A 21790-nucleotide genomic window follows, 5' to 3' on the forward strand; every position below is an offset into this window, starting at 1 on the left:
GTTCTTGTTAGCTAGACCTCATTATCACTTTTTACTCGTGGCACAATGCGATAACCATCTACTTTAATCATGTCGCTAGGCTGATAATGTCGCACGCCCAGGTTAAACACCCCGGTGTCGTTGGCGGTCTTAATGTTGTTAATGGCGTCTTCGCCACAACCAAAGCTAATGGTATACGTGCCATCGCTATTTGGTTTAGCGTTATTTGAACTTAGGTTGGCTGAGTCGTTAAACATAAAACCCGCTTTGTTGTACACCGTAATAGACCAAAACGCGTGGTTTTTGGGGTCTTTAAAGGTGGCTTGATGGCAGGTATCCGCAGGATAATTGCCCGACAGTTCATAAATGTTGTCTGCTTGTTGTGCGCCGCCCCAACCAACCGCTGCACCTACTTGGTATTTCTCTTGGGTATACAGTTTGTTGGAATCATCGTTTGGTGCGGTAAACATGCCTGTAAGGGCGTTTTTACCATCACGCTCAGAAATAGCGAGCATTTGCGCTTTGAGTTCATCTTCTACTTTCTTGAAAGACTGTTGATTAACTGGTTCTGCACTAAAAGCCTTAGCGCTGTTGGCCTTAAGCTGCATTTGATCTTGAATCTTCGCCGCTTGTTCTTCACTTAAGGTCGCGTCTAAACGCACAACCAGATAAAGGTGGTCACCGCTGTGAGTGCTTAACTCATAGGTGCCAGCGCCGTAATACATTGGCTGAATCCGGTGATCCTCAGTGACCGGTTGTACCGATACATATTTTCCTTCCGGCATCTTAGGAATGATGATGCTAGCACCTTTAGAGACATCAACAACTGCCATTGAATAGTAGGTATCGCGGTTCATACGTACTACTGGCTGATTATCGGTAGGGGTGAGTTGGCGCTTGTGCAAAAAAGTATTCACGCCTACCAAATCTTGGTTTTTAAGCATTTGATGAGAGGTTTCATTAGTCGGGTAACTGGCCGGAGTAACTTGTTCGCCTTGCTCAGAGAAGAAACCGTCTAAAGAGCTCACCGGTTGCGCGAAGGCGGCAGTGGTAGAAATAGTGATAATGGTCGCACTCAGAGTTTTGCTTAATGCTGATAGCTTCATGGTAGGTGTCCGATAAATAGGAAATAGAGAGTGAGAAATGTTTATTAGCAAAACTAGCTTTAGTTGTTGGCTAAAGCTAGCTTACCTAGCTATTTCAGTTTAAATCTTTATCTTTCCAGAACTTAGTGCCTTTAACGGTAGCTTCTAACGATAAACCTGCTTCGGTCATTTGGTAGATTTCTACATCGCCTACCGCGCCTTCGCTTTCTGCAGAGCCACCTTTGTCACCCGCTTTAGCAGAAGCATCTGCTTGTGCACCAAATAACCACCCTGATTCTACAAACTTGTCGTAGGATTCTCGGGTTTTAAATACCATTAGCGCTCTAAAGTCTTTAACCCCTGCACCAAACCCTACACCCGCTTCGCCCATGTTCATGTAAGTACGTTTACCACTGATGTTATCTATAGCCACCCCATGGCCGCCGCCAGCGGATATAACAAACAAGTTGATGCCTGCATTACTAAATACCGCATACCCCACCGCGCCGTTAATTTTGCCGGCCAATTCGCCATTTTCTTTTTTAAAGTCGGCCAAACTTTCTTGAACCATTTGGTCTGACTCAGCGCGTTCTTCAGCAGCACTTTTACTCAATGCTGGCATGCTTACGCATAGGTTAAGCAAGGTAATGGCGAAAATAGTTTTAAGTGTTCTAGTCATTATTGATCCTAAATATATGCTGTGTATGGACAGCTAAATGAACAATCTGAAATACAACTCGGCCTTTCAACTTGCAGCTATTTTAATCGCTTTAAGATATGAAATTGACTTTTTACGAATAAGCGAGATACTTGAATGGTTGAGTTCAAGGATGGAGCGCAAAGTGAAAGAATATCTATTTCAAGTATCAGCCTTTCAATCAATAGTCGAACTGCTGGAACAGCAAGGCTTTGATAAATACCGCTTACTCGCAGCTGCAGATATCTCGCCCACGTTATTACGCCGCGATAGTGGTTTGATTAGCCAACTTAACGTTGCTCGTTTGTTTAATGTAGTCGATCAGTATGCCGACAACCCTTTGGTGAGCGCGATTTGTGGTTTGAACATGCCGTTACGCAAACAAGGCGTGTTGGCCATAGCGGTTCAGCAAATGCCCAATCTCGATGCGATGATCCATATGTTAAAGGCCTTTCTTAATGCGCAATCTAGTGGCACTGACTTAGCGTTAGAAAGCAGTAAAGATTCTTTACGAACAGTATTTCGTTTACGTTTTGCCGATAAGCTTAACTGTGACTCGATGCACCGTGCTCAGCTATGTAATTTATTTAGAACCTTAAAAACCTTATTCGGTGAGGAATGGACACCACGAGAGGTTTGGCTAGATCATTCCTTCTCTCACGTGCAAGAGCTTTCTGCCTTACTAAGTTGCCCAGTAAAAACTAATCAGCCTAAAAATGCTTTGATGTTTGATAAGCGCTGGGAACATGTTACTGGAGCGCAAGTGTTTCCTGGCAACGAGCTGGGTAAAGAAAGCTCTGAAGCCTTGAGTAAAATAGAAAATATTGACGATCTCATCTATCAAATATTACCCCCATTGATCTACGACGGCAGAACCAGTATAGAGCAGGTTGCGCAACTATTTGGCGTGCAGGTGAGAGTGTTACAGAAGCGTTTAAAGTCAAAAGGGACGCGTTACTCAAGGTTACTTGAAGATGCTAGAAAAACCATGGCAGTAGATTTGTTGGTTGATAGCGAATTGGCCATTAGTGATATTTCTCTGCAATTGGGTTATCAAGAACCGGCTATTTTTATTCGCAGTTTTAAGAAGTGGTTTAAGCAAACGCCACTGCAATGGCGTAAGTCAGTTCGAGTAGCTTGAATGAGCTTATTCTTATACTGTGCTTTATAATAATTGCTATTTTGGTGCGTTAAATTAGTGATTAACGCTCTATTTTGGATCTTTGTATTATTTTAGTTTTGTCATATGACTGAAATATATGGTTTTTATATTTGGCACTAAAAGTGCGAGGTAGATCGCGTTAACGCGGTTTCCGCCTTAACCCACATGCACTTTATTGCTGAAGGATAAACATCATGAATAGACTAATCATTTGGTGTGTAGCTTGCTCCATATTGCTAGTCGGCACCGTATTTAACGCCACTGCAGAAACAGATCTGACTAGCCAACAACTTAAAAAGTGGTGTGCTAAACCTAATCAAGAACAACGCTGTTATTTAATGCACAAGCAATTAGCCGATGACGGTCGAGCTGAATCTGCTTATTGGGTTGGTAAAGTAATCGCTCGAGGTGTTTATCAACCAGCTGATCTTGAAAAAGCCGCTGACTATTACAAAGTTGCCAGCGACAGTTTGCACCCTAGCGCTAGCCGCGAATTAGGTTTGCTTTATTACCATGGCGTGTATGGCGAGCGAGAGTTTAGGAAAGCGCAAAAGATGTTTGAGCAAGCCATGCAAAACGGCAATAGCGAGGGCATGTGGGCGTTGGCCAGAATGTATCATTACGGGCGTGGAGTAAAGCAGAGCTATCAAAAGGCCTTTGAGCTATTTAGCTTAGCTGCGGAACAAGGTTCAAAACCTGCTGCTAACACCTTGGCCTATTATTACCGGGTAGGTTTAGGCACCGAGGTCAACCCTCGATTAGCCAGCTATTGGCAAAGTAAGGCAAATGCGAAAGGCTTAGTCACTTGGAATCGCTCGATTCCTGATTATCGCTAAAAGCCCTTAAGGTACTACCAAGGCCAGCTTAATAAGCTGGCCTTTTTATTTAGTCTTTTGTTACTAAATTCAGCGACATAAATTCAACATCAATTGTTCATCATTTTGCAATCAATCCCCACTTAACTGGGTGGCTAGTAAACCAACTCAATAAACTAAAAATAAGGATATTAGCCAATGAAACTCACTCACTTAGGCATGCTTCTCTGCCCACTTGTTCTTCTTAGCGCCTGTAATGACGATGACAATCCGGTACAAGTTGCTAAGTCGGGGGCTATTTCAAAGGTACAGCTTGGTCCTCGCCCAGCCTTTTTGGTGGATCAGCTTGCTGAGGGAGAGTTAAAAGACACCCTAAAAGCTTGTGTAGACAATATGAACAGCTACGCAGTGAGTGACTTTTCAATCGGTCACCGTGGTGCGCCATTAATGTTTCCTGAGCATACGCGTGAAAGCTATGTTGCCGCAGCCCGTATGGGCGCTGGCGTATTAGAATGTGACGTTGCCTTTACCAAAGATGCTGAGTTGGTTTGTCGTCATTCGCATGCTGATTTACACACGACGACCAATGTATTGGCAGTGCCTGAGCTAGCGGCTAAATGTTCTATTCCATTTACACCTGCTGATGCGGTAAATGGGGTAGATGCCACTGCGGAATGTCGTACTTCAGATTTCACCCTCGCAGAGTATAAATCCTTACAAGGTAAAATGGATGCCGCCAACAAACAAGCGACAACTGTTGAAGAATATATGGATGCCACACCGAGTTTTCGTAGCGATTTATATGCCGATACTGGCACCTTGTTATCTCACAAAGAGAGCATTGCCTTCTTTAAGGAGCTGGGTCTGAAAATGACCCCAGAACTGAAAACGCCTAGCGCACAAGACTTAGCAGCAGCTGGCATTACTCAGCAAGAGTTCGCTCAGAAAATGATCGACGAATACATTGAGGCAGGCATTGAGCCAAGCCAAGTATACGTTCAGTCTTTTTCTATTGAAGATGTGGAGTTTTGGATTGCTAACAACCCAGAATTTGGTGAACAAGCGGTTTACCTTATTTACTTACTCGATGGTGTACCAAGCCCCGCTGAGATTGCCGCAAAAGGTATCAAGATTGTTGCGCCAATTTACACGTCTTTGGTTGAGCAGCAAGCCGGAGTGGTTGTAGCGACCGATTACGCTAAAGAGCTTAAGGCCGAAGGTTTAGACTTAATTACGTGGACCATTGAACGTCGTTACACCGACTACCCAGAACTTGAAGTACTTAATGTACTAAAGAAAGAGCTGGAGTTAGTGGGGGTATTTTCCGATTGGCCAGCCACCGTTACCTTTTTTGATAACTGCGTAAAATAGACGTTTTATTCACTTTAAGGTTGCTGCTAAAGCCGATTAGCAGCAACTTTGTGATCTTAACACCTGTTTCTTTATTTTTTCTCTCCTAGTTGATTCATCGCAAATAAGTATTTATTCACTATTTTCTAAAGGGATTAGTGTGTTAGCTTTGCCGCGTTGTCTTATTTGGTCATTAGGCAACGGTCAACAAAGGATAAAAAATGAAAAAAACAATGTATTGCCTAGCAAGCTGTATTGCAGCGGCGTTTATTGTCGGTTGTAGCAGTTCAGATAATGCTAGTGATAGTTCAAACCAACAAGTACCAGCCGTAGAATGTTCGCAAGAGTGCGCTCAAGCAGAATTCGAATTAGCTCAACAGTTTCATAAGGGCGAAGGCGCAGAACAAAGCTACGATACCGCTTTGGCTCATTATCTAACATCAGCTACAGCAGGTAACCCTGCAGCAATGACTCAGCTTGCTGTGTTGTACCGTGAAGGCTTAAGCAGCCAAGGAGTACAAGCTGAGGAAGCGGTTAAGTGGCTAACCGCTGCGGCTAAGCAACAAGATGGTGAAGCGCAGTTTTTATTGGCTGAGCATTACTGGGACGGCTTAGGCACAGAGCAAGATTTTGGTCAGGCTGAATACTGGTATAACCAAGCGGCTTTAAATAAACAAAAAGATGCGGCTTATCTATTAGGCTTACGCTATTTTGAAGGCGAAAATATGGATGAAGATCCAGAACAAGCCTATGTATGGATGTCTATTGCAGCCTTGTTAGGCCACGGTAATGCACCTGGCGACCGTGACTTTTTAATTGGCGAAGAGCTTGATATGACGCAAAAGAAATCTGCGTGGAAAGAAGTGGCTCGCTTAATTGAAGAAATGGGTATTGAGGTACCGTGGTAAGCGCGATACTCGCCTAAGATCACACAAATAACACCAATTAGGTGTGGATAAAGAGTTAGTGTTGAAATGAGGTTAACTTGGTCATAATTTCAGCAACATTAACTCCTTTTTAACTGGCTTTATTGTATAGTGGTTCTACCCCTTAAGTGGAGGAATGACGATGCTATATCTGATAGAGTTTTTGTTGTTTTTACTGCTACTGGCAGCCCTTGCCTTACCTTTCTACCGTAACCAAGAAGTCTTTGAACTTGACGAATTGGAGCCGGAGGATCTCCCTGGTCAGCATGTTCAATTAAGCCTCGGTGTAGTGCATTTTCATCGAGTAGGGCAGAAAACCGCTCCTACGGTGATATTGGTGCACGGCTTTGCCGCATTCTCATATGTGTGGGAGCGCAACGTGAATAGCCTTGTTCAGCAAGGTTACCAAGTGATTAGTCTTGATTTGTATGGTCGAGGATACTCCGCAAGGCCTAATACCAGCTACAGTCGTCAATTGTTTGTTGATCAAATCTTAGAGTTGCTAGACGACCAAGAGATTCAAGAGCCGGTATATTTGGCAGGTCTCTCTATGGGTGGGGCAATTTGTGTGAGTTTTGCAGAGCAATACCCACATCGGGTTGCAGGCTTGATTTTGCTTGCGCCACTGAATACCCCTCCTCATATCTCACCGATGCCGACGCCAATAATAGGCGAGTATATTGCCTACAGCTTTTTTGTACCGAACTTGGCTAAAAAGCAGCTAGAGGATTTATCGAATCCTGAAAACGCCTTGGATTGGGCGCAGCAGTTTGAGCCACCGTTACGTTACTTTGGCTATCGGCGCGCTTTATTGGCTACCCTGCGCGACTTAATGCAAGAGCCTATGATGGCGAGCTATTACGCCTTAGCAGACAAAAATATCCCATGTTTATTACTATGGGGGACGGCCGATAAGCAGCTACCAGTTTCACAGGCTGGCAAAGTAAAAGAAGCCTTAGGCAGTCATTGTGAACTAGTGTTGGTGCAGGGAGCGGGTCATGCTTTGCAATATGAATACAGTGAGCAAGTAAATCAGCACATTGCAGGCTTTTTAGCTATCCAGCCCAAATAGAAGCGTTAAAACGTATTAGCCGCCATAGCGATATCTCAGTCTATGGCCGGCTTTTTACATTTCTTTAATTGTTTCATTTAGTGAAACAATCCTTGCCACTCAGTCGCCTTAATCCACTGCTCCTCTCTAGGTATTCTATTGCCCGTTGTAGAGCCTTGCTTGGCTTTAGCGTTGAAAAGGGCGGGTAAAACTTGTCCTTATATTAATGCCCGGAGTTTGGGCAATTTTTTTGTGGATTAAACAATGACTAAACGTGTTTATAAAAGAGTAGCAATCGCCCTGTTTGTCAGTGTGGTTCAGCTTAATAGTGCTAATGCTTTTTCTTTTGACAGTATTCGAGGCTCTGCGACAGGGAGTTATTGCGTATCGATGGATGGGCGAAACACTCCTTTAACATTTAGTAGTTCGGTATGCCCAAACGGTTATCGATGGGTAGGACTATTTACCAAATAGCTTGGCTTTGATTAGAGCTAGCATACCGTCACCTAGTGACATTATAAAAGTAAAGAAGAGAATCATTTTGAATAAATCTGTAATCGCCTTAGCTGTTTTAAGCGCTACCTCATTGACTGTTAATGCCGCCGATATCGAGAATCAATATAACCCTGATTTTGGTGCCTATCTTCAGTATAACGACAGTGGTGTTTGGGAAGGTGGTGTGAGCATGGCGCTATCGGAACAGGCGCGACTGCAATTAATGATGGATGATGATGGTTGGGCGGCATTAGAAGTGAGCGGCACGGTAGATATTGATGATACCCGCCATATGTGGTTTGCCGCGGAATATGGCCGTTTTGACGCGCCGCAAGAATTTGAACATAGCAGCGATAACTATTTTATGGCTACCGCTTTGTTTAACCAGCAACTCGGTGAGCATTTCAGCTTCTACCTAGGTGGTGCTTGGGAGCAAGGTAAAGGCAGCACTGTCGTTTATGATGATATGAGCTTTGGCGAATCGACCGATTATACCGACTTACAAGCTAAGGCTGGTATAGCGGTAGATTTAACACATAGCATTACTATGGCTTATGACTACACCCACCATAATGTCACGCGAGATGATGTATTTGCGATGCAAGGGATTGTGGACGACAGGCATCGCTGGAATGAACATGAGCTAGGCTTTTATGCGCAAAACGTAGCGGGCTCTAACATTTCACCTTACATAAAGGCAGTACACTACAACGGTAATGGCGGTTCACCAATAGAAACTGATACCAGCGTCTGGTTAGGTGTTGCGGTAGGCTTTTAAACTTGGATTAAGGCCTTAGTAGGCAATTAAATCATGCTGAGCTGCAAACTTAACCAGCTCAGTATTGGTTTTAACGCCTATCGCTTCCATGATGCGGTACTTGTGGGTTTCAACCGTTCGGTGACTAAGGTTAAGCAGCTCTGCGCATTGCTTAGCCGTGCGGCCAGCAGCTAGATGACTAAGTACCTGCAGTTGCCGTTTACTTAAGGCTGCGAGGGGATCTATTACGTAGTTTATCTCGTTAGACTCTTTGCTGAGGTTACGCGACAAAATCGCGTAGCGCCATGAACATACCCATAACTGACATAGTAGTTTCAAGCGTAACAGCTGTTCATGATCAGGTGCTTGTATTTTTTCATCGTAACTACTTACGGATAAACCTCCCCACAGCTTTCCATGAATTTCTAATGGGATCATTGCGTGCCAACGAACCCCTTCTTTATCCAAGCGTTTAAGTACGGCATTGTTGGTTTTAGCAAAATCATCCGCAGAAAAGGTAGTAACGCTTTTCAGTTTACGTAACGAGTCAAAATAGCTCTCAGCATCATCTTCATAAAACGATAGCTGAAAGTTAGGAATGCCAGCAGCACGGGTCATAGTAATGTATTGCTTGAGGTTTACCTGTGGCCGACTAGCAGGATACAAACTTAGCCTATCTAAGTTAAACAGCTCTAGTGCTTCTACAGCAGATTTCTCCAACATCTTTTCAAATTGCTGGTTGGGCAACTCGATTAAACGCGAGGTGTGCGTAAGCAATAATTGCTCAAACTGGGCGTCAAAACTCTGCTTAGTCATTCTATCTGCTTAGTGGACGGGCTCGCGGCGATTCTAACTAAGCAGGGCTGGGCATGCAATTTAGTGTCTGCAAGGTTTCTCCATTACTGGCGATAGCCCGCAAAAAACATGATCTAAACAACATTGGCGGTGAATACTGTTTTTTTTTACGTAGTTCTACTGATTACAGCTTACAGCCAGCTTACTAGAGTAGCGTTTCCTTGTTGTTTTGATGACTGTAAAGGCAATTCCATGCTGATAACTAAAAAAAGAAGCTTAATTCAAATGGCGGTAGGGCTTGCGTTAGCCTCTACGGCTACTGCGAGTTTCGCCACTACCGATACATCTCGACCAAACATTCTCGCCATTTGGGGCGATGATATTGGGATAGACAACCTTAGCGCATATACGCGCGGTCAAGCAGGGCACTGGACGCCAAACATCGATCGTATCGCCAATGAAGGCGTATTGTTCACCGACTTTTACGGTGAAAACTCTTGTACTGCAGGTCGCTCAGCGTTTATTACTGGCCAGCACCCAATGCGCACAGGTTTAACCAAAGTAGGTTTACCGGGCGCTAAAGAAGGCATGCGCCCTGAAGACCCAACGCTAGCTACTATGCTTAAAGATAAAGGCTACGTTACCGGTCAGTTTGGTAAAAACCACCTTGGTGACCTTGATGAGCAATTGCCTACTGCCCACGGCTTTGATGAGTTCTTTGGTAACCTTTACCATTTGAATGCTGAAGAAGAGCCTGAGCACGAAGATTACCCGAAAGAAGCTTGGTTCAAGAAAAAATTTGGCCCTCGTGGGGTGATTCACTCATACGCTGATGGCCGAATTGAGGATACTGGTTCACTAACGCGTAAGCGTATGGAAACCGTAGACGAAGAGTTTTTAGCGGCAACTTTGCAGTTTATCGACAAAGCACACCAAGATAAAAAACCATTCTTTGTTTGGTTTAACTCAACCCGTATGCACGTATGGACTCACTTAAAAGAAGAGTCTAAAGGTTTATCTAAGCGTGGCGGTTTGTACGGTGACGGTTTAGTTGAACACGATAATATGGTTGGCCAACTGCTTGATAAGCTTGACGAGCTAGAAATTGCTGACAATACCATTGTGTCTTACACCACCGATAACGGCGCAGAAAAATTCTCATGGCCTGACGGCGCAACAGCGCGTTACCGCGGCGAGAAAAACAGTACTTGGGAAGGCGGTTTCCGTGTACCTGCAATGATTCGCTGGACAGGACAGATTCCAGCTGGTCAGGTGGTTAATGAAATCGGCGCACATAATGACTGGATGCCAACCTTTATGGCGGCAGTAGGCGAAGAAAATATTGCTGCCGATCTTAAAAAAGGCACCAAGCTTGATGGGAAAGACTACAAAGTTCACCTAGACGGCTACAACCTACTACCTAAGCTAAAAGAAGCAAAAAGTACCACCGCTGACGACAACAGCGATTGGCCGCGTAAGTCGTTCTTCTACGTAACTGATGGTGGTGATATTTCTGGCGTTCGAGTAGGTGACTGGAAAATCCTTTACAGTGTTCAAGAATGTACAGGCCTAGAAGTATGGCAGTGTCCGATGAAGGAGCTACGAGTTCCTTATATTTTCAACCTTCGCCAAGACCCATATGAAGCAGCTCAAACTGGTTCTGGTTTCTATGAATCATGGATGTTTGACCATGTACCTTATTTATACATGGGCGCAGCGGTTACCGGTGAGTGGCTACAAACTTTTAATGAGTTCCCGCCGCGACAAGTTCCTGGTTCATTTAGCATCGACAAGATTGTTGAAAAAATGAATATTTGGCAACGAGCTCAATACAAATAGTACTTAGCGACTAAATTGAGAACAAGGACGTTACCTCTAATCTATTTGGGGGTAGCGTTTTTTATTTAAGAATTAATGATGGTAACGCGTGATGACAAGTTCAACAGCTCAACTTTTTCAGGGAAAACCAGTACAACGGATGAACATAATGACCAAGCCAATTGGTCCAAAGTGCAACATCGACTGTAAGTATTGTTACTACCTCTCAAAAGAGCAGTTACTTGACTACGAAAAAGGGTGCAGTCCGGCAATGGATGCTGAGATGTTAGAAACCTATATTCGCAGTTACATTGAACAACATAATTTTCCAGAAATTGTATTTCATTGGCAGGGCGGCGAACCCACCTTGCTCGGTGTCGACTTTTTCCGTGATGTGGTGCGTTTGCAAAAGCAATACTGCCCACCGGGTGTCAGTATTGAAAACAACCTGCAAACCAATGGCACCTTATTAACCCCAGAGTGGGGGCGTTTTTTAGCCAAGCATAAGTTTTTAGTGGGCTTGAGCATCGACGGCCCAGAGCTTATTCACAATACCTATCGAACCAATAAGGCGGAGCGTGGTACCTTTCGTCAAACCATGAAAGGCCTAGAGGTATTACACAAATATAAAGTCAATTTTGCCACCCTGACCTGTGTTAACAATGTATCGGCCAATGCGCCAGTAGAGATTTATCGTTTCTTACGCGATGTGGTTAAGTCACCGCAAATGCAGTTTATTCCTATTGTTGAACCTAAAAGCTTTCGCAATACCGCTCCTCAATTTTGGTCTGCCAGTGAAACGCCGTTTGTAGGTATGCCGGAAACTGACCCTAGTCACCCAGATTCAATCATGGAGGCGTGGTGCGTTTCGGCCAAGCAGTGGGGCGATTTTTTATGTGCAGTATTCGACGAGTGGTTTCAAACCGACGTTGGCGTAATCAACGTACCCTATTTTGAAGCTTGCATTGAAACATGGATGGGACGAGTTAACCCTTTATGTACCCACGCACCTATGTGTGGCAAGGGCTTAGCGATTGAATCTAACGGTGATGTATTTTCTTGCGATCACTATGTTTATCCCGAATACAAGCTAGGCAACATTAACGATAGCAGCTTAGAGCAGCTACAGTTTTCAGATAAACAGCAGCAGTTTGGCAAAGCCAAAGAAGCCAGTCTACCGAAGCAATGCCGTCAATGTGATTACCAATTTGCTTGTTTTGGAGAGTGTCCGAAAAACCGAATACTTAAAACCCTAGAGGGTGAGCGCGGGCTAAGTTACTTGTGTACGGGTTGGAAGCAATTCTATCGCCACATAGACCCGTACATCACCATTATGGTGAAAGCCATGGGTTACCCGGTCCACAAAAAAATTAACAGCACAGCAATGGCCTTAACCTTCAAGTAAGCGGAACAAAAAATGAAAAAATTTATTCTAGTAACAGTATTGCTGGGCTTATTACAGCCAGCTTTAGCTACGGCAAATGAGTTGTTTCCGCAAGAAGCGCTCAGCGAGAAAACCAGCTTAGCCTACCAAACCATGTCTAGCCGTTACACTGCCTATGCGCAGTTATTTAATGGCTGCCAAAACCGCGAGCAGCAGTTACCCGAGTGCCAAGAACCTTTTCAAAAAGCCCAAACCGCTTACATTCAAGCTAAAAGCAATTACGACACCATAGAGATGATGGAGCACCCTAGCTTTAAAGCATTATTAGCACCTAGTGCCGCGTTGCCAGAGCTGGCTAGTGACCTAAACTTGTTAGGTTACTTAGATAATCAGTCGTCTATCAGTGAAATGACTCAAACCGAACTATTATATGGATTAAACCAATGGTTACAGGATAACCGCTTCCCTAAAACCGACCAGATCTACTTGTTGCATAGTCAGTTAGTTAGCACCGAACGTTTAGCGAAACAGACACCGTAACGAATAATTCTCTGGTTTAGGAGTGTATTGAATGACACCGTTTTTATCACTGAAAAGTTTGTGTTTAAACCTCGCATTAGCTTGCTTTGCAATAAGTGGCCCGGCAATAAGTAGCCAACAAAATACGCAAGATTCATCTGAATTAGCGTTATCGCAGTTGGCTCAAGACATCAATAAATCAGTTGAACATCGTAGCGAAGCCGTTCGCCAATTAGGGCAGTTTTCTGGAGCGAATGCCTTAATAGCGATTGCACGAGCCAGCCGCGATCAGCATGTTGAGCTGCGCTTGGCATCTATCGACGCTGTTGAGCAATGGAGTGAGGTGGCTAAATGGGACGTCGTTTCTCCATTGGTGAACGATGCATCTGGCGAGGTGCAAGCCGCGGCAGGTAGAAGCCTGGTGCCGCTATGGTCAAAATTAAATAGTCAGCAGCAACAAGCTATTCAGCCAGCCGTTGACCACTATCTGAGACAAATTCAGCAAGCTGATGACAGTGTTGCAACCTGGCTAGAAGTTGCGTTAGTGGCTCAATATCAGCAGCGCAATCTTACTGCCATTAAAGCCTATCAAAAAGTGTTATCGGTAGAGCCTAAAACCGAACAGGCGGTGATTCAAATGGCCGAGACTTACCGTGTGGAAGGAAGTAACAGTAAAGCGACTAAAACTTTGTTGAGCGGTTTAGAGGAAATGCCCAAAAGTGGTGCTATTGCTCATAGCTTGGGTTTGTCTTTTTACCGAGAACAACAGCTTAAACAAGCCGGTATTTTACTGAAGCGCGCGGTAGAGCTTAGCCCCAATAACCCGCAATTTTCTTATGTTTATGCCTTGTTTATTCAGCAAGATGCACCGCAGCAAGCAATAACACTGCTTAAACATGCCGTTGAAAACAGCCAATCACCTCAACATCTTTATGCCTTATGTGATTTGTATATCCAGCAAAAGGATCCCTTGGCAAAGCCTTGCTTAGCCAAACTTAAATCATCAGCGCCGGCGTCAATCTATCAGGATTTACAGAACAAATATTCTCAATCTACCTTGTAGTTTTTGCGGCTTACTTTCGTACTCTTTGGGGTAAGTAATGCCAGTATTTTATATTTTGGAGGTTTTGTGGAACACACTCAATTAGCCGTTAACTCGTTAATATCTCAAGTTGAACAAGCGGTAATTGGTCAGCGCCATGTGGTTGAATCGCTGGTGATTGGTTTGCTAACCAATGGCCATGTATTGCTTGAAGGTTTGCCCGGTACGGCTAAAACTCGTTCGATTAAAGCATTGGCAGATGTGCTAGATACCTCCTTTGGGCGAATCCAGTTTACGCCTGATTTACTGCCATCAGATGTTACCGGCACCGAGGTTTACCAAGAGCTAAACGGCAAACCCCAGCTGCGTTTTCAAGCTGGCCCAGTGTTTAATTCTATAGTCTTGGCTGATGAAATTAACCGAGCGCCAGCCAAAGTACAGGCAGCGCTGCTCGAAGCCATGGCCGAGGGCACCATTACAGTCGGCGATAAAACTCATCAACTACCGCCACTGTTCATGGTGCTTGCTACCCAAAACCCGGTTGAGCAAGAGGGCACGTATCCGCTGCCAGAGGCGCAAATGGATCGCTTCATTATGAAAGTGGAGGTGAGTTACCCCGACGACCAGGCTGAGCGTGAGATTATTCGCTTAGTACGTGGTGAAGAATCGGCCAAGCAGTTAGCGAAGCAACAGCAGCAAATTAAACACATTTCACCAGAGATGATTTTAGCTGGGCGAGCCGAGTTAGCAGAGATTGAGGTATCAGAAGTAGTGGAGAACTACATTGTGGCGTTAGTGATGGCTACGCGTCATCCGCAACGTTACCCAGAGACATCTCTTGCCCAATGGATTGAAGTCGGAGCCAGCCCGCGCGCATCCATTGCTTTAGATAAATGTGCACGTGCCCATGCTTGGCTAAAAGGGCGTAAGCATGTATTACCAGACGATGTACGCGCTGTTGCTCACGCTGTTTTAGGCCATAGAATTAGCCTAAGTTACCAAGCCTTAGCCGATGGTTGTGACGCCAAGCAGCTGGTCAATGACTTGCTCGATAATGTGTTAATTGCCTAGGAGTTTCTATGGTCGAGGCTAGCAATCAGGGCTTATTAAAACCGCAATCACATAATAATGATGGGCGAATTTACGCCCAGTATTCTCGTTTAATTAAGCTGCGTGGCCAAATTGGCGCATTTTCCTTATTGCCGCATCTAAAGTCGGGCAGTGTATTAAGCGGCCGCCATAGTTCTAAGTTTCGTGGGCGAGGACTTAACTTTGAAGAGTTGCGCCATTATCAGCAAGGTGACGATATTCGAAACCTAGATTGGAAAGTGACCCTGCGCACCGGTAAACCACATGTACGTACTTATACCGAAGAGAAAGATCGCAGTGTGATGCTGTGTGTAGACCAAGGCAGTAGCATGTTTTTTTCTTCTCTAGATACCATGAAGTCGGTAGTGGCTGCTGAACTAGCGGCACTGGTTGCATGGCGAAGCTTGAAAGATAACGACCGCGTAGCGTGGATGATAAACGGCAGTGACGGGTTTAGTTCAATAAAGCCACAGCGTGCTCAAGCAAGTTTACTCGCTGCGTTGGAGCGTTTAAGTCAACACAACCAAGCTTTAAGCGCACATAGCAAAGACATTCAAACATCTAGCCTAAGCGCCAGCTTACAACAGCTTATGCGCTTAAAGCTTAAAGATAACATCATTGTGATACTGAGTGATTGGCAGCACACCAGCGAGCAAGAATTATCTCAATTCAAATACCTACAGCAACATAACGATGTATTGGCAGTATTGATTAGTGACCCTATGGAATACGCGGTGCCCAGCCAGAGTAAAGATTGGGTGCTGAGTGACGGCCAATCGCAAATTAACTTACAAGGTGCGGCAAAGCTGGCCAAAGCTAACCAACAACTGGCAAAGCAAGGTGAGTTAAAACACAGCCAGCTAAAACAGCTAATGGCCTTAAAAAACTTACCGCTGATTGAAGTGGATACCAGCGGTGAGCACATTAGTCAGTTTTGTAAAAGCTTGGGAGGCTTTAAATGAGCACCCATATTCCGCCCAGCTCTTACATGCTAAAAAACTTTGCTGAAATTGATGTTTTACCCGCGGTGAGCTGGTGGCCGCAAACCCTGGGTTGGCAATTGCTCGCCCTTTGTTTGGTATTGTTTGCGGTTTTTCACCTGGCGAAGTACTTACATTTTTGTTGGTTGAACCGTTATCGAAAAGAAGCCTTAAGCGCCTTAGCTGGCGTTGGCGAGTTACCCACAGAGCAGCAAGCAACACGAGTGTTTTTTGTTCTGAAAACCGTATTGGCTTATTTAGAACCTAGTATGGCTAAAGCCAGTGGCCATGAGTTTTTAGGGCTACTTGATGAAAAACTCGTAGCTGAGCGGCCGTCGTCAACAGTCCCCAACAATCAGTTTTTCGATGGAGGCTTTAACAAGCCACTCGGCGAACGCTGGCAGCGTAGTTTGTTTGATTCTTCGCAAGTATTGAGCGAGCAGCAGTTGAGCGACTTATTGTTACTGAGCGAGCATTGGTTAAACCACCACCAAGGGCCTAAGGCATTTTCTCTGCGGGCGTTTTGGCGTAAACAGGCGGCGCATCATGCTTAGTATTGCTTGGGTGAATACCCTAGAGTTTACTGCACCGCTGTGGTTTTTGGTGTTGCCACTGCCGCTATTGGTTTATCGCTTACTGCCTGCTTATCGCACCAAGCAAAGCGCAATTCGAGTACCTTTTTTTTCTTCTTTACTGCAAGCCTTAGATGAAAAACCCAGCTCTGGTGCCAGTGAATTACGGCCGCATTGGTGGCAACGGGTGATTTTGCTACTGAGTTGGTTATTAGTGGTTAGTGCGTTAGCTAAGCCGGTGCTATTGGGCGAAGCGCAAACTCGAGAGCAATTAGGGCGAGATGTAATGATGGTATTAGATCTTTCTGGCTCTATGGATGAACGAGACTTTATGTCGCCACAAGGGCAAGTTATTAGTCGTTTAGATGCCGCTAAAGGCGTGCTGAATAACTTTGCCGAACAGCGTAAAGGCGACCGACTAGGGTTGATTTTATTTGGTGACGCGGCGTTTATTCAAAGCCCATTTACCGCCGACTTAACGGTTTGGCAAGCCTTGTTGCAACAAGCTGAAGTCGCAATGGCGGGGCAGAGTACCTATTTAGGGGATGCAGTGGGTTTAGCGATTAAAAGCTTTGAAAATAGCGATGATGCCGACCGCGAAAAAGTAGTGATTGTATTAACCGATGGTAATGACAGTGGCAGCTTTGTAGAGCCCTTAGATGCAGCCAAGGTAGCTGCCGCCAAAGGTGTCCGTATTCATAGCATTGCCATGGGTGACCCAAATACCGTTGGAGAAGCAGCCTTAGATATGGATGTCATCAATAGTTTGGCCAGTTTAAGCGGCGGTCGCTCTTTTCAAGCCTTAGACCAGCAACAGTTAAATGAGGCTTACCAACAAGTTGATGAATTGGAACCCCAGTTGTTTAACAGTATTAGTTACCGACCCAAACAAGCCGTGCATTTTTACCCAATAGCGCTGGTGTTAGTGATGTATTTGCTGGCCTTTTCAGTGATGACTTTTCGCCAGCTAGCGAGAGGTAACACCGATGTTTGATGGATTATTTTGGCAACAAATAATAAGCCAATTTCATTTTATTCGCCCATGGTGGTTACTGTGTTTACTGCCATTTTCGGCCATTGTATGGGTTCGTTGGCAACGCGAGCAGCAGAGCCAAGCACTGGTTGACTTACCTAAACACCTACGTAAAGCCTTAACTGTTGGGGATGCGGGGTGGAAAAAGTTATTGCCACTTAAGTTGTTAGCGCTAATGGCTCTGCTGGCTATTGTAATGAGTGCAGGCCCAACGTGGCAGCGACAGGCCTCGCCTTTTGGTGAAGACAAAGCCTCGTTATTGATTGTACTCGACAACAGTTTATCTATGCTGGAGCAAGATATTGCCCCCAGTCGTATTGAGCGGGCAAAACAGAAAGTGTCTGATTTATTAGCGCTGCGTGCAGGAGGTAAAACCGGTTTGGTGGTGTTTGCTGGCTCTGCTCATTTAGCTATGCCGCTCACCGAAGACAAAGCAGTGTTTGCGCCATTTTTAGCCGCTATTGACCCCGATATTATGCCACTAAGTGGTAAGTCTGCAGCCAGCGCATTACCGTTGATCGAACAGCAATTTGCAGCAAGCCAACAAACTGGGTCTGTGCTGTTAATTAGCGATGGCGTTGATACTGAAGCGATAAGTGCTTACCAGCAATTTTTTGCCAAACATCCACAGCAATTGTTGATACTCACTATGGCCAACAGCAATAGTGGGCAAGCCGACATAGCCTCATTAAAACAGCTCGCAAATGCCAGCAATGGGCGTATGCCGCCAGTCACTATCGACGCAGACGATGTTCAATGGTTAAACCAACAAGTAGAGCGGCACATGCAGCTAAGTGGTGACTCCGCCATGCCATGGCAAGACATGGGCTATTACCTGCTGTTCCCATTTAGCATTTTGATTTTACTGTGGTTTAGGCGCGGTTGGTTAGTGCAATGGTGTTTAGTGGGGTGTGTCGGTTTATCGTTAGTCACCTCTCCGAATGCGTTTGCAACCATGGTCGAAAGCAAGGCGCAAACACCTCTCGCCGAGGAAACGTTGTGGAGTAAAAGCCAACAAGCTTGGATGAGTTTGTGGCTAACCAGCGACCAACAAGGCCAATGGTATTTTAATCGAAACCAATATGAAAAAGCAGCCGAGCGTTATACTCAACCATTGGATAAGGGCGTGGCTTACTACTATGCTAAGCGCTTCGATTTAGCGCACCTGTACTTCCTACAAGTAGAGTCTAGCGATGCTTTGTTTTATGCCGCCAACGCCTTAGCCCATCAGCGTGAGTATATTGCGGCGCGAAATCTCTATCAGCATATCTTAGATAAAACACCTGATCATTCAGCCGCTCAGCATAATCTGGTAGAAGTGCAAAAAATCATTGATGAAATTAACCAATTTAGTGAAAGCCAAACCAGTTCTCCAGATGAGCCTGAAGGCTCTATAGCGTTGCCCGATGACCAGCCACAAACTTCAGACGGTGCCGATGAGCAGGTAATGGCTCATGATATGCGTAGCCAAACGCTGACCGCCGAACAGCTGCTTGGCAGTGAAGAGTTAGCCGACAAATGGTTACAGCGGGTTGAAGCCGATCCCAAGTTGTTTTTAAGAAGCAAATTTCGCGTTCAGCAACAACAAGCGGTGTCTAAAGCGGCTGAGCTAGCAAGCAAAGGAGAAGGGTGATGAGAGAGGTAAACACTTACTATTGCTTGTTATTGTTGGTTGTTAGCGCAGTATTTTGTAGTTTTCCAAGTGTTGCCAACGAATTAGATTCACTGATTGCTAATAAGCAACTGGAAGTAAGGTCGTGGGTAGCATTAGGGGATAGCGATGAACCCTCTGATAAGGTGCTAAACGTTGCTGTAAAACAGCAGGCTGTTTTATACATAGAGGTGGCTACTACACGTTGGTTCACTAGTGGGACGCGCATCGGTAGTATCGATGTGCCTAACTTGATTGCTAAGCAGCGTAACTTACTGGCGACTAACTACACTGAGCGCCGCAATGGTGAAACATGGTCCCGTCAGCGCTGGGAGCTAACCTTATATCCGCAGGCTTCAGGTGAGTACACGCTTCCCGCGATACCTCTGCAAATTAAAGTGTCTACAGCGCCAGGTAAAGAGGCAAGCGGATTTGTGTACACTCAGCCACATAGGCTCAATGCGATGATGCCAACGGGTTTGCTTAATGAAAATGACCAGTGGACAGTGGCCAGCGATATAGAAATAAGCCAAGAGTGGGTGCTTAGTAATAGTGAGTTGGTTGCCGGTGATGCGATTACTCGACGGGTACAAATCACCGGGCAAAATACCTTATCAATTCTGCTGCCCGATCTTTTAGATAATGAGCTCAATCAGCTTTATCAAATGTACCCCAAACCTAATCATCTCAACGATAGTAGTGCTCGTGGTGACTACCGTTCGCTTAAACAGCAAGAGCAAGTGTATTTGTTGCAAAGCGGTGGTGAGTTGGCGTTGCCGCCGTTAACGCTAAATTGGTGGGATACCTCAAGCAATAGTCTCAAGGTTCTGCGTCTGCCGGGGCGGAGTTTTAGTGTAAAACATAGTTTGAGTTCTTGGCTTCACGCTCATCAATATGGCTTAACTGTTAGCCTTGTGGTGTTGCTTGCAGTGGCGATGTTACTGTGGCGAATAGGAGTTTATTACCGCCATCATCCTTTGCCTAGCAATGTAATGTTTGTGCAGGCTTTAGTGTCTAACAATCAACAACAGTTGCGCCGTTTGGTCTATCTACGATTAGCCAAGTACAGCACTACGCAGCAGCTGAGTGAATACCTGCGTACCGATAAATGGGCCAGATTAGCCGAGCAAGCCCAGCAAACAGATTGCTCTCGTCTAACCTGGTGGTTTATTTGGCGACAAATACGCCCGCTTAAGGCTAACAAGCTTTTAAAATGGAAAGCCTTGCCAAACTTACAAAAGCCGCCATGTTAGCGAATGTCTCTGCCTTCGCAGAAAAGGTGCTGCAAGGCTAGTTAACAATTATGTTACATATGGACATATTTGTTATTAATAAACTTGCCATTTATTGACTTGCCGTAGATACTAAATTTGAATGATTGTTAATGGCAATATGATAACTAGTGTGTTGATTTAACAGCCAATAGTGAATCTTACGGCCAATGTAGAAGTTGGATATGCAAGCACCAAGTACACCAGTAAGTGAAGATAGTCGGCTTAAATCGTTAAAAGAGCTCGATATTTTGGACACTCAACCAGAAGAGCGATTCGATCGCATTACGCGCATGGCTAAACGACTATTTGACGTGCCGATTGCCTTAGTGAGCTTGGTTGATGAAAACCGTCAGTGGTTTAAATCATGTTTCGGCGTTGATGCCAGTGAAACACCTCGCGACATCTCTTTTTGTGGCCATGCAATATTGGGTGATGAAACCTTTCAAATTGAAGATGCGCTTAGCGATCCTCGTTTTGCCGATAATCCTCTAGTTACCGGTTACCCGCACATTCGCTTTTATGCTGGTCATCCCTTATCCACCCCCGATGGCGAAAAAATTGGAACCTTATGCATTATTGACACTAAACCGAAAAGTTTAAGTGCCGACGATTTAGTCGCTTTAGACGACTTAGCGGTTATGGTGGAACAAGAGTTGGCAGCCTTACAGCTGGCCAGTACCGACGAGTTAACCTGTATTTCAAACCGACGTGGTTTTATGAAGTTGGCTGACTACTCTTATGCCATGTGTCGTCGCCAAAAGATTTCCTTAGCTATTGCCTACATGGATTTAGACCAGTTTAAACCGATTAACGATGAGCATGGTCATGCTGAAGGAGACAGAGCGCTTAAACTATTTGCTGAGCAAATGTGTGGTTCGTTTCGCGAGTCTGATTTGTTTGCTCGTATGGGCGGCGATGAGTTTGTGGTGTTGTTTACCGACACCGAAGCTGCTGATGCCAAAGAGATTTTGCAGCGCTTTGCCGCAGATTTAGAAGCGGCTGCAGAAGAGAATAAGCTCGCGTATAAATTACGTTTTAGCTTTGGCTTATTAGACGTAGATTTTGCTGCTTTCCCCAGCATTGAAAGTGCCTTAGAGCAAGCTGATCAATTAATGTATCAACAAAAGAGCAGTCAGCGTTAACTAAAGGTCAGTTTGGTTAACCTTTTTTTGTTCACCTTCAAGATTCCCCCATTCAACAATACTTCCCTTTACCTAACGTAAACCAAGTCATTGGTCTACTAATGCTCCAGCCTATATTTCACTATTTATTAGTGGTTTAGTTGGCTTTCTTTGCTCCTTAAGCATTGCTTATGG

Annotated in this window: 21 protein-coding genes; 18 read left to right on the forward strand and 3 right to left on the reverse strand. The window is 44.9% G+C overall.

Annotated elements, in window-relative coordinates; genetic code table 11:
- Nucleotides 1-11: 11 nt before the first annotated feature.
- Nucleotides 12-1085 (reverse strand): DUF1254 domain-containing protein, encoded by a 1074-nt coding sequence (locus ACLD71_RS12985; RefSeq protein WP_411990954.1) that lies wholly within the window; start codon nucleotides 1083-1085, stop codon nucleotides 12-14.
- A gap of 94 nt (nucleotides 1086-1179) precedes the next feature.
- Entirely contained in the window at nucleotides 1180-1743 is a 564-nt protein-coding gene (locus ACLD71_RS12990; RefSeq protein WP_137672719.1) for a YSC84-related protein, read from the reverse strand.
- A gap of 163 nt (nucleotides 1744-1906) precedes the next feature.
- Between ACLD71_RS12990 and ACLD71_RS12995 the strand changes: the two genes are divergently transcribed.
- The 7 genes from ACLD71_RS12995 to ACLD71_RS13025 all read left to right on the forward strand — a co-directional run bounded on the left by ACLD71_RS12995 (nucleotide 1907) and on the right by ACLD71_RS13025 (nucleotide 8338).
- On the forward strand, nucleotides 1907-2902 hold the full coding sequence (locus ACLD71_RS12995) for an AraC family transcriptional regulator (protein ID WP_161985118.1): 996 nt from the start codon (nucleotides 1907-1909) through the stop codon (nucleotides 2900-2902).
- A gap of 215 nt (nucleotides 2903-3117) precedes the next feature.
- Complete coding sequence (locus ACLD71_RS13000; RefSeq protein WP_411990955.1) at nucleotides 3118-3759, forward strand: tetratricopeptide repeat protein; 642 nt, start codon at nucleotides 3118-3120, stop codon at nucleotides 3757-3759.
- Between the two features lie 177 nt (nucleotides 3760-3936).
- On the forward strand, nucleotides 3937-5109 hold the full coding sequence (locus ACLD71_RS13005; RefSeq protein ID WP_411990956.1) for a glycerophosphodiester phosphodiesterase family protein: 1173 nt from the start codon (nucleotides 3937-3939) through the stop codon (nucleotides 5107-5109).
- Between the two features lie 200 nt (nucleotides 5110-5309).
- On the forward strand, nucleotides 5310-5996 hold the full coding sequence (locus tag ACLD71_RS13010) for a tetratricopeptide repeat protein (protein WP_411990957.1): 687 nt from the start codon (nucleotides 5310-5312) through the stop codon (nucleotides 5994-5996).
- 160 nt (nucleotides 5997-6156) lie between these two features.
- A complete protein-coding gene (locus ACLD71_RS13015; RefSeq protein WP_161985119.1) occupies nucleotides 6157-7086 on the forward strand; it encodes an alpha/beta fold hydrolase in 930 nt (309 codons plus the stop codon).
- Nucleotides 7087-7329: 243 nt separating this feature from the next.
- The gene (locus ACLD71_RS13020; protein ID WP_411990958.1) at nucleotides 7330-7539 is read left to right on the forward strand and encodes a hypothetical protein; all 210 of its coding nucleotides are present in this window, start codon (nucleotides 7330-7332) and stop codon (nucleotides 7537-7539) included.
- Between the two features lie 67 nt (nucleotides 7540-7606).
- Nucleotides 7607-8338: a hypothetical protein gene (locus ACLD71_RS13025; protein WP_303553722.1), complete on the forward strand. Its 732-nt coding sequence runs from the start codon at nucleotides 7607-7609 to the stop codon at nucleotides 8336-8338.
- A 15-nt stretch (nucleotides 8339-8353) separates the two neighbouring features.
- On the opposite strand, the gene ACLD71_RS13030 is transcribed toward ACLD71_RS13025, so the two are convergent.
- Nucleotides 8354-9133 carry a response regulator transcription factor gene (locus tag ACLD71_RS13030; RefSeq protein ID WP_411990959.1) on the reverse strand — a complete coding sequence of 260 codons (780 nt, stop codon included), beginning with the start codon at nucleotides 9131-9133 and terminating at the stop codon, nucleotides 8354-8356.
- Nucleotides 9134-9364: 231 nt separating this feature from the next.
- Here ACLD71_RS13030 and ACLD71_RS13035 point away from each other — a divergent pair, with 231 nt between their 5' ends.
- From ACLD71_RS13035 to ACLD71_RS13085, 11 genes are all read left to right on the forward strand, one after another.
- Nucleotides 9365-10951, forward strand: coding sequence for an arylsulfatase (locus tag ACLD71_RS13035; protein WP_411990960.1), 1587 nt, complete (start codon nucleotides 9365-9367; stop codon nucleotides 10949-10951).
- Nucleotides 10952-11099: 148 nt separating this feature from the next.
- Nucleotides 11100-12335 (forward strand): anaerobic sulfatase maturase, encoded by a 1236-nt coding sequence (locus ACLD71_RS13040; protein ID WP_411990961.1) that lies wholly within the window; start codon nucleotides 11100-11102, stop codon nucleotides 12333-12335.
- A 12-nt stretch (nucleotides 12336-12347) separates the two neighbouring features.
- Nucleotides 12348-12854, forward strand: coding sequence for a hypothetical protein (locus ACLD71_RS13045; protein WP_411990962.1), 507 nt, complete (start codon nucleotides 12348-12350; stop codon nucleotides 12852-12854).
- Between the two features lie 31 nt (nucleotides 12855-12885).
- A complete protein-coding gene (locus ACLD71_RS13050; RefSeq protein WP_411990963.1) occupies nucleotides 12886-13896 on the forward strand; it encodes a hypothetical protein in 1011 nt (336 codons plus the stop codon).
- Between the two features lie 66 nt (nucleotides 13897-13962).
- Nucleotides 13963-14946 (forward strand): AAA family ATPase, encoded by a 984-nt coding sequence (locus ACLD71_RS13055; RefSeq protein ID WP_411990964.1) that lies wholly within the window; start codon nucleotides 13963-13965, stop codon nucleotides 14944-14946.
- An 8-nt stretch (nucleotides 14947-14954) separates the two neighbouring features.
- On the forward strand, nucleotides 14955-15926 hold the full coding sequence (locus ACLD71_RS13060) for a DUF58 domain-containing protein (RefSeq protein ID WP_411990965.1): 972 nt from the start codon (nucleotides 14955-14957) through the stop codon (nucleotides 15924-15926).
- Nucleotides 15923-16498 (forward strand): DUF4381 domain-containing protein, encoded by a 576-nt coding sequence (locus ACLD71_RS13065; RefSeq protein ID WP_411990966.1) that lies wholly within the window; start codon nucleotides 15923-15925, stop codon nucleotides 16496-16498. Before ACLD71_RS13060 ends, ACLD71_RS13065 begins: the two co-directional genes overlap by 4 nt.
- Complete coding sequence (locus ACLD71_RS13070; RefSeq protein WP_411990967.1) at nucleotides 16491-17510, forward strand: VWA domain-containing protein; 1020 nt, start codon at nucleotides 16491-16493, stop codon at nucleotides 17508-17510. Before ACLD71_RS13065 ends, ACLD71_RS13070 begins: the two co-directional genes overlap by 8 nt.
- Nucleotides 17503-19182, forward strand: a complete 1680-nt coding sequence (locus ACLD71_RS13075) for a vWA domain-containing protein (protein ID WP_411990968.1) — start codon at nucleotides 17503-17505, stop codon at nucleotides 19180-19182. Before ACLD71_RS13070 ends, ACLD71_RS13075 begins: the two co-directional genes overlap by 8 nt.
- Nucleotides 19182-20453: a hypothetical protein gene (locus ACLD71_RS13080; protein ID WP_411990969.1), complete on the forward strand. Its 1272-nt coding sequence runs from the start codon at nucleotides 19182-19184 to the stop codon at nucleotides 20451-20453. The genes ACLD71_RS13075 and ACLD71_RS13080 overlap by 1 nt, the downstream gene beginning before the upstream one ends.
- 203 nt (nucleotides 20454-20656) lie before the next feature.
- Nucleotides 20657-21616 carry a sensor domain-containing diguanylate cyclase gene (locus ACLD71_RS13085; protein ID WP_137672736.1) on the forward strand — a complete coding sequence of 320 codons (960 nt, stop codon included), beginning with the start codon at nucleotides 20657-20659 and terminating at the stop codon, nucleotides 21614-21616.
- Nucleotides 21617-21790: the final 174 nt, after the last annotated feature.

The sequence above is a fragment of the Agarivorans sp. DSG3-1 genome (genome assembly GCF_046774965.1).
Classification (GTDB): Bacteria; Pseudomonadota; Gammaproteobacteria; order Enterobacterales; family Celerinatantimonadaceae; genus Agarivorans.

Bases quoted from the DNA above. Each gene is read 5' to 3' on its own strand.
- ACLD71_RS13015 (WP_161985119.1), top strand. From the start codon at position 6,157: ATGCTATATCTGATAGAGTTTTTGTTGTTTTTACTGCTACTGGCAGCC.
- ACLD71_RS13080 (WP_411990969.1), top strand. From the start codon at position 19,182: ATGAGAGAGGTAAACACTTACTATTGCTTGTTATTGTTGGTTGTTAGC.
- ACLD71_RS13050 (WP_411990963.1), top strand. From the start codon at position 12,886: ATGACACCGTTTTTATCACTGAAAAGTTTGTGTTTAAACCTCGCATTA.
- ACLD71_RS13045 (WP_411990962.1), top strand. From the start codon at position 12,348: ATGAAAAAATTTATTCTAGTAACAGTATTGCTGGGCTTATTACAGCCA.
- ACLD71_RS13010 (WP_411990957.1), top strand. From the start codon at position 5,310: ATGAAAAAAACAATGTATTGCCTAGCAAGCTGTATTGCAGCGGCGTTT.
- ACLD71_RS13085 (WP_137672736.1), top strand. From the start codon at position 20,657: ATGCAAGCACCAAGTACACCAGTAAGTGAAGATAGTCGGCTTAAATCG.
- ACLD71_RS12990 (WP_137672719.1), bottom strand. From the start codon at position 1,743: ATGACTAGAACACTTAAAACTATTTTCGCCATTACCTTGCTTAACCTA.
- ACLD71_RS13035 (WP_411990960.1), top strand. From the start codon at position 9,365: ATGCTGATAACTAAAAAAAGAAGCTTAATTCAAATGGCGGTAGGGCTT.
- ACLD71_RS13070 (WP_411990967.1), top strand. From the start codon at position 16,491: ATGCTTAGTATTGCTTGGGTGAATACCCTAGAGTTTACTGCACCGCTG.
- ACLD71_RS12985 (WP_411990954.1), bottom strand. From the start codon at position 1,085: ATGAAGCTATCAGCATTAAGCAAAACTCTGAGTGCGACCATTATCACT.
- ACLD71_RS13040 (WP_411990961.1), top strand. From the start codon at position 11,100: ATGACCAAGCCAATTGGTCCAAAGTGCAACATCGACTGTAAGTATTGT.
- ACLD71_RS13000 (WP_411990955.1), top strand. From the start codon at position 3,118: ATGAATAGACTAATCATTTGGTGTGTAGCTTGCTCCATATTGCTAGTC.
- ACLD71_RS13060 (WP_411990965.1), top strand. From the start codon at position 14,955: ATGGTCGAGGCTAGCAATCAGGGCTTATTAAAACCGCAATCACATAAT.
- ACLD71_RS13075 (WP_411990968.1), top strand. From the start codon at position 17,503: ATGTTTGATGGATTATTTTGGCAACAAATAATAAGCCAATTTCATTTT.
- ACLD71_RS13020 (WP_411990958.1), top strand. From the start codon at position 7,330: ATGACTAAACGTGTTTATAAAAGAGTAGCAATCGCCCTGTTTGTCAGT.
- ACLD71_RS13065 (WP_411990966.1), top strand. From the start codon at position 15,923: ATGAGCACCCATATTCCGCCCAGCTCTTACATGCTAAAAAACTTTGCT.
- ACLD71_RS13030 (WP_411990959.1), bottom strand. From the start codon at position 9,133: ATGACTAAGCAGAGTTTTGACGCCCAGTTTGAGCAATTATTGCTTACG.
- ACLD71_RS13005 (WP_411990956.1), top strand. From the start codon at position 3,937: ATGAAACTCACTCACTTAGGCATGCTTCTCTGCCCACTTGTTCTTCTT.